7 protein-coding genes are annotated in these 6,883 nt (G+C 58.2%); 3 read left to right on the plus strand and 4 right to left on the minus strand.

Features of this window, described 5'->3' with window-relative positions; all coding sequences use genetic code 11:
• Positions 1-125 precede the first annotated feature (125 nt).
• Positions 126-1,694, plus strand: a complete 1,569-nt coding sequence (locus AC2FNU_RS01455; protein ID WP_496784379.1) for an ABC transporter substrate-binding protein — start codon at positions 126-128, stop codon at positions 1,692-1,694.
• Between the two features lie 52 nt (positions 1,695-1,746).
• Here the strand turns inward: AC2FNU_RS01455 and AC2FNU_RS01460 are convergent, their stop codons facing one another.
• From AC2FNU_RS01460 to AC2FNU_RS01475, 4 genes are all read right to left on the minus strand, one after another.
• Positions 1,747-3,054 carry an HlyC/CorC family transporter gene (locus AC2FNU_RS01460; protein ID WP_496784380.1) on the minus strand — a complete coding sequence of 436 codons (1,308 nt, stop codon included), beginning with the start codon at positions 3,052-3,054 and terminating at the stop codon, positions 1,747-1,749.
• Between the two features lie 62 nt (positions 3,055-3,116).
• Positions 3,117-4,073 (minus strand): site-specific tyrosine recombinase XerD, encoded by a 957-nt coding sequence (locus tag AC2FNU_RS01465; protein WP_496784381.1) that lies wholly within the window; start codon positions 4,071-4,073, stop codon positions 3,117-3,119.
• A gap of 2 nt (positions 4,074-4,075) precedes the next feature.
• Positions 4,076-5,596 (minus strand): hypothetical protein, encoded by a 1,521-nt coding sequence (locus AC2FNU_RS01470; protein WP_496784382.1) that lies wholly within the window; start codon positions 5,594-5,596, stop codon positions 4,076-4,078.
• Entirely contained in the window at positions 5,586-5,735 is a 150-nt protein-coding gene (locus AC2FNU_RS01475) for a hypothetical protein (protein WP_171089619.1), read from the minus strand. Before AC2FNU_RS01475 ends, AC2FNU_RS01470 begins: the two co-directional genes overlap by 11 nt.
• Positions 5,736-5,814: 79 nt before the next feature.
• Here AC2FNU_RS01475 and AC2FNU_RS01480 point away from each other — a divergent pair, with 79 nt between their 5' ends.
• On the plus strand, positions 5,815-6,402 hold the full coding sequence (locus AC2FNU_RS01480; protein WP_496784383.1) for a shikimate kinase: 588 nt from the start codon (positions 5,815-5,817) through the stop codon (positions 6,400-6,402).
• Positions 6,402-6,883, plus strand: a 482-nt coding sequence (locus AC2FNU_RS01485) for a 3-dehydroquinate synthase family protein (RefSeq protein ID WP_496784384.1), incomplete at its 3' end; no start/stop codon positions are given. The genes AC2FNU_RS01480 and AC2FNU_RS01485, both read left to right, overlap by 1 nt.

Below are 6,883 nucleotides of genomic sequence, written 5' to 3' on the forward strand. Positions count from 1 at the left end.
AACTTGTCGTGGAAGTCATTTGCTCGGCGCGATAGACGCGCCTGGGGTCGGTCACGCGCCTGTTACAGAATCAATCTAAGGGCCGCGCGACTGCACCTTCATGAGACACTCAGATAGGAAATGAAATGAGTAAATTTGATCTCAACCCCCAAGCGCTGAGCCGCCGGGAATTCATGGCGAAATCTGCGGCCCTGGGCCTGAGCGCAGCTGTGGCCAGCACGATCTGGGCCGAAGCGGGTCTGGCGGACGCGCCCAAGAAAGGGGGACACTTTGTTCTGGGTTTGAAAGGGGGCGAAAGCACCAACACGCTGGATCCTGCCCTGTCCGCGTCGCATGTGACCGCCAAGGCGCTGCGGGCGTTTGGTAACACGCTGACCGTCGTCACCGCAGAGGGCGGCATTGCCCCAAGCATCGCAGAAAGCTGGGAAGCAACAGAGGATGGCAAGGTTTGGACCTTCCGTATCCGCAAAGGCGTTGAGTTCCACAACGGCAAGACCCTGACGCCTGAAGATGTTCAACTGACGTTGGCGCGTCACTCGAACGAGGACGCTCAATCCGGTGCGCTGGGGATCATGCGCGGGATCGAGGATATTCGGGTCGATGGAGACAACGTGGTCATCACCCTGACCACTCCGAATGCTGATCTGCCTTATCTGATGTCGGATTATCACCTGATCATGCAGCCCGGTGGCGGCATGGACAACCCGGCCGATGGCATCTCGACCGGGGCCTATAAGGTGGTCGCGGATGAACCGGGTGTGCGTTACGCATTCGAAAAGTTCGCCAACCACTGGGATGACAGCGTTGGTCACTATGACAGCCACGAGATCTTGGTTCTGAACGATGACACCGCCCGTTCAGCTGCTTTGCAAGCGGGTCAGGCGCACGCGATCAACGTCGTTCCGCCACGCACCGCCAAGCTGTTTGGTCGCGCACCTGGCGTAACGCTTAACGCGACGTCGGGCCGTGGGCATTACATCTTTGTCATGCATTGCGACACCGCGCCTTTCGACAACAAAGACCTGCGTTTGGCGCTGAAATACGCCATCAACCGCGAGGAACTGGTGGACAAGGTGCTGCGCGGCTATGGCTCAGTTGGCAATGATATTCCGATCAACGAAGCCTATCCTCTGTTCGACGACTCGATGGAGCAGCGAGCGTTTGATCTGGCCAAAGCTGCCGAGCATTACAAGGCATCCGGGCATGACGGATCACCCATCGTGCTTCACGTCTCAGACGCGGCATTTGCTGGCGCGATTGACGCGGCGCAGCTGTTTCAACTGTCAGCACAAGAGGCGGGCATCCCGCTGGAGATCCAGCGGGAACCGGCAGATGGCTATTGGTCCGAGGTGTGGAACAACAAGCCGTTCTGCGCGTCTTATTGGGGCGGGCGCCCGGTGCAGGACCAGATGTGGTCCGTCGGTTACCTGTCCACCGCAGACTGGAACGATACCCGCTTCAAAAACGAACAGTTCGACGCCCTGCTGCTGAAGGCGCGCGCCGAGTTGGACGAGAGCAAGCGCAAAGAGATCTACGGTCAGATGGCCCGGATCGTCTGGGAAGAAGGCGGTCTGATCAACCCGATGTTCAACCAGTTCATTGATGGGTATTCGGACAAGGTGACGGGTTGGTCCGCGCATGCGAACGGCGACCTGATGGATGGTTACGTCGCCAGCCGGACCTGGTTCGCTTAAGGCTTTGACAACGACCGGTGCCCGGATTTGGGGCACCGGTTTCCGCTAGGGCTTAAAGCGGGCGCACTTTCAATGCAGTGATGCGATTCCCTTCACGGGCGGTGACCTCGAACCGGAAACCGTGGAACGAAAACACCTGACCCACGACCGGAATCATCTGCGCCTCGTGTATAACCAAACCTGCAAGGGTGTTGGCTTCTTCATCCGGCAGTGACCAATCCAGTGCGCGATTGACGTCGCGGATGGTCATAGCACCTTCCACAAGGAACTGACCGTCTTCTGTGCGGGTGACGGGCACCTCTTCCTCGATGTCAAATTCATCTGCGATTTCGCCAACGATCTCTTCCAGAATGTCTTCCAGCGTAATCAGACCACGCAAAGATCCGTATTCGTCGACCACCAGCGCAAAATGGCTGTGCATCCGCAGGAATTCCCGCATCTGGTCGTCCAGAGTGGTGGTTTCCGGTACGAAATAGGGGGCATTGGCGACTTTGCTGATGTCAAAGCTGGCCAGACGGTCAGTGCCGCCATCGCTGCCACCGGCTTGCGCATACATGGCGCGGAACAAGTCTTTGGCATGCACTACACCTACAATGTTTTCCGGCTCATCCCGGAAGACAGGAAGGCGCGTATGCGGGCTTTCCAGGCATTGTTTCAGGATCGCTTCGGGCGGGGCGTCGGCATCAATCATCTCGATGTTCGAGCGGTGCAACATAATCTCTTCCACCGCTCGGTCACCCAGATCCAGCGCGCCCAGAATACGGTCGCGGTCTTCCTTTTCGACCACGCCTTCGGAATGGCCCAGTTGCAGGGCTCCGGCGATTTCCTCGCGCACGGCCAGAATGTTGCTGTCGGGGTCGATCTGCACGCCAAACAGGCGCAAGACACCGCGCACCAGCAATCGCACAGCGGCAACGATGGGCGAAAACACCGTTACAACCACGCTGATGATTGGCGCGACCGCTGACGCGGCTTTTTCAGAGTTGGTAATGGCGTAGGTCTTCGGCAGCACTTCGGCAAAGATCAAAACCAGCAAGGTCATCACCAGCGTCGCCAAGGCCACGCCGCTTTCACCGAACAGCCGAGTGAACAGTGCGGTCGCCAGCGAGGCCGCCAGAATGTTGACCAGGTTATTGCCCAGTAGAACCGATCCGATCAGACGTTCGTTGTCATCGGTGATCTCAAGCGCCTTTTTGGCCCCACGTGATCCTTTGTCGGCCTGCGTCCTGAGTTTTCCGCGAGAAGAGGCCGTGAGCGCTGTTTCCGAGCCAGAAAAGAAGCCGGACAAGACGAGCAAAAGGAGGATAGCACCAGAGGTAAACCAGAATGTGCTGTCGATCAGAGAAGGTGAGGGTTCCATTGGTCCTTGAGAGTTAGAGTTCTGCATCCGTTATGGGGATGCCACCTCGCCGGATCAAGGGCTTAGCCCTCGTCTTTCTTGGCGTCTTTGCTCAGCGGGTGATGCTGCAACACCAGTTCCGCCAGACGTTCGTCCAGAACATGGGTGTAAATCTCGGTTGTGGCGACGTCGGCATGACCCAACAGGGTCTGGATCGAACGCAGATCAGCGCCATTGGCCAGAAGATGCGTGGCAAAGGCATGTCGCAATGTGTGTGGCGTGACCTTTTCGGGTGAGACGCCGCCGTGCACGGCCAGTTCCTTGACCAGAAGAAAGAACCTGTGCCGCGTCAGATGGCCGGACTTTCCACGTGACGGGAACAGAAACCGCGACCGTTGACCGCCTTTCTCAACGGTCTGATCCTCGATTTCGTCCCGTATGGTCAGCCAAGCGGCCAATGCATCCCGCGCTGGTGGGGACAGGGGCACCATCCGTTCCTTGCCACCTTTGCCCAGCACCAGCAGCATACGCGGATCGCCGCGCGCCGAGGAAACGGGCAGAGACACAAGCTCGGTCACGCGCATGCCGGTGGCGTAAAGCAGTTCCATCAAACATGTGTTGCGCACGCGGTCCGCCTGTGTGCGTCCGGTTTGCCTTGCGGCGTCAAGCAGCCGGTCCACCTCGGGCACATCCAAAGTTTTTGGAAGACGTTTCTGCCGCCCCGGACCTTTGATCTGAATGGCCGGGTTCACGTCGCGCCAGCCTTCTTCGAAGGCAAACCGATAGAGTTGCTTGATGGCCGAAAGTCGCCTTGCGCGTGTTGATCGGGACAATCCCTGCGCATCGCAATCGATCAGGTAGGCTTCGATTTGGTCCCGGTCGGCCTGTTCAAATCCCGTTGCTCGATGCTCCAGCCACGCGGCAAGATCTTTCAGATCACGCCCATAAGCCAGCAATGTGTTTGTCGCCGCGCCAAGTTCAGCCGCCTGTGCTTGCAGGAAGGTTGAAATCCAGAGCTCGTTGGATGCCGGGCCGCCCATGGTCACTGCTCTTGCAGGATCAATAGTGTGAGGGCGGCGCGGCGGGCTGTATCCTCTAACCCTACCTTTCGGAAGGTTGCGATCGCACCGGTCAGATCCACCAGATTGCCACGTGCGCCATGTGCAAACAGTTGCATCGCTTCCAAAATGGCCTCACCCAGCTGGCCGTTGGACAGCAATGTGTCGATATCACCGGGCACGGGTGCCGACCATTCAAACCCTTGCGTAATGGCATCGGCCTTGGGTGAAGGCGATACGGCTCGGCCAGGATCGCCCTGAGCAAGTGCCGCCAGGAACAAAGTGTCGGTCGAGCTGTCCGGTACGGCAAGGGCCGCGCGCTCGTACATCTCCGACAACATCAGGATACGCCATCGCAGGTTTTCAGTCGCGGGCACTGGTAACGAAACCTGCGACAAACGCTCTGCGAAAAGCTCTGCAAAGGGAACCTCGAGGCCCACGCTGCGCATCTGTTGCCAAACAGCAGGCAGTGTTTTTCCAATGGCTTCCGCGTTGCCCGTGTCCAACGCGCTTTCAAACCGTTGTACTGCCGAAACACGGTCCCAGACAGCGCCCGATGCGGCAGGGTCCCGTTCGGTATAAAGGCCCAAAAGCTGATTTGGGGTCAAAGCACCAATCCGCGTCAGCCGTTCTGCGGCTTCGATCTGGGCTTTCCAACCTGCAACGTCACGCAGATCTGCATTTGCAAATGCACGGGGCAACGGCGCAGATGGCAGGCGTTCTCCGATGGCCTCGAACAGGCGGAAATTCAGCGGATCGGGGGCCTCGGGCTGCGGCAGATATGCCGCGTCTTCGTAAAGCTCGGGGCTGAGAAACCGATCAAGAACCGCCAGTTCTTCTGATGGAAGAAGTTCCAGCGCATGCGCGGCTTCCAGGGTCAGCGCTGCGGACACCCAGTCTCCGCGACGGGCTTTGCAGAAGATCTGCGCCGCATAGTCCCGCGACAGATGCGGTTCGGCAATAAGCGCAGTACAACTGCGGTCTTCATCGCCGGTCAGCAATGTCGCGTCAAACCAGCGTTGAAACCGTTCTTGCGTGTCTGTCGGCCCGGCCAATTGCACAAGCGACTGCGCCGGGTCTGCGGCACCCAATTGCATCAGCCGATCCAGACGCGCCAACAGCAAAACCTCTTGGGCATCTGACCCGGATGGCGCGCGTGTTTCTGACAAGAGCAACGTGAACAACAAACGCTGCATGGCCGGGTTGTGACGAACCGGGGTCTTGGCAATCAGTTCAGCCAGACGTTTGGGGTCACTGTTTTGCCAAAGATCAATCGGAAGGCCGGTCACAGATGATGACACAAGTCCAAGCGGTCGCGACAAGGCTTCCAGCGACGTGACTTCGATATCCGGCAACGCGCCGTTCTGCGTCACCGGCGGTTCCAACAGAACAGTTCCGGGCAAGTTCTCAGGCGGGTTTGTCAACCATTCAATGGCCGACAAAGGGTCCTGTGCCTGCGCCGATCCTGCCAGAAAGATGGCGAAAAGCGCCTGCTTAGTTGACATCCAGTTCGACCGGTTCGCGGATTTCACTTTGTGGCGCGGAAAAATCCGCGCCAAAGAACGGCCCGACATAGGCATAAGCCACCAGCCCAATGAAACCCAGGCAAAGAACATATATCACGAATTTGATCAGACGGCCCATGGCCCCACGCTGCCTCAATTTTTGATTTTGGCCAAGTTATAACTGGCATTTTTCCCAAGATCACGTCATTCACGGTGAAATGAGCGAAATTAAGCATAACACGCACATCTCGGACGCACAGGGCAGTTTTGATCTGCACAAAACCGTGGTTCTGGTGGGGATGATGGGGGCTGGCAAGACTGCTGTGGGCCGCGCATTGGCTGCGCGCCTTGGTGTTCCGTTTCTGGACAGCGACGCCGAGATCGAATCAGCGGCCAACATGACCATCCCGGAAATCTTCGAACGGGATGGCGAACCGTTTTTTCGCGAGAAGGAAACGCAGGTAATTAGACGCCTTCTGGAGGAAAAAAAGGGCATCCTGTCCACCGGAGGAGGGGCGTTTCTGCAACCTCAGAACCGTCTGGCAATCAGCCAGAAGGGCGCATCGGTCTGGCTGCGGGCCGACCTGAACGTTTTGTGGAACCGGGTGCGCCACAAAGACACGCGCCCTTTGCTTCGAACGGCTGATCCTTATGCGACGCTAAAGGCTCTCTACGAAGCACGCGTGCCCGTGTATGCCGAGGCGGATTTGATCGCAGAGTCGGATGGCGAAACCTCGATCGAAAATATGGTGGACAGGGTTGTCGACGCTTTGTTGGCGCGCCCGGATGTTTTGGAAGTGAAGTAATGCATCAAACAGTACACGTGGATCTGGGCGACCGTTCGTATGATGTTGAGATCGGGCCGGATCTTCTGGCGCGTTCAGGCGAGTGGATTTCACCCCTCTTGGCGCGCCCTAAGGTTGCCGTCCTAACCGATGAAAACGTGGCTGACTTGCACCTGGATGCACTGCGCGCAGGGCTCAGCGCTGCCGGGATCGAGATGACCGCGCTGGCGTTGCCCGCTGGCGAGGCCACCAAAAGCTGGCCTCATTTCGAACGTGCGGTTGAATGGCTGCTGGCCGAGAAAGTCGAGCGCCGGGATGTGGTTGTGGCTTTGGGCGGCGGCGTGATTGGCGACCTTGCAGGTTTTGCCGCGGCTGTTCTGCGCCGCGGGGTCAGGTTTGTGCAGATTCCAACATCGCTGCTGGCGCAGGTCGACAGCTCGGTTGGGGGCAAAACCGGTATCAATGCGCCTCAGGGCAAGAACCTTATTGGGGCGTTTCATCA

Source organism: Ruegeria sp. BHSB064 (assembly GCF_059613205.1).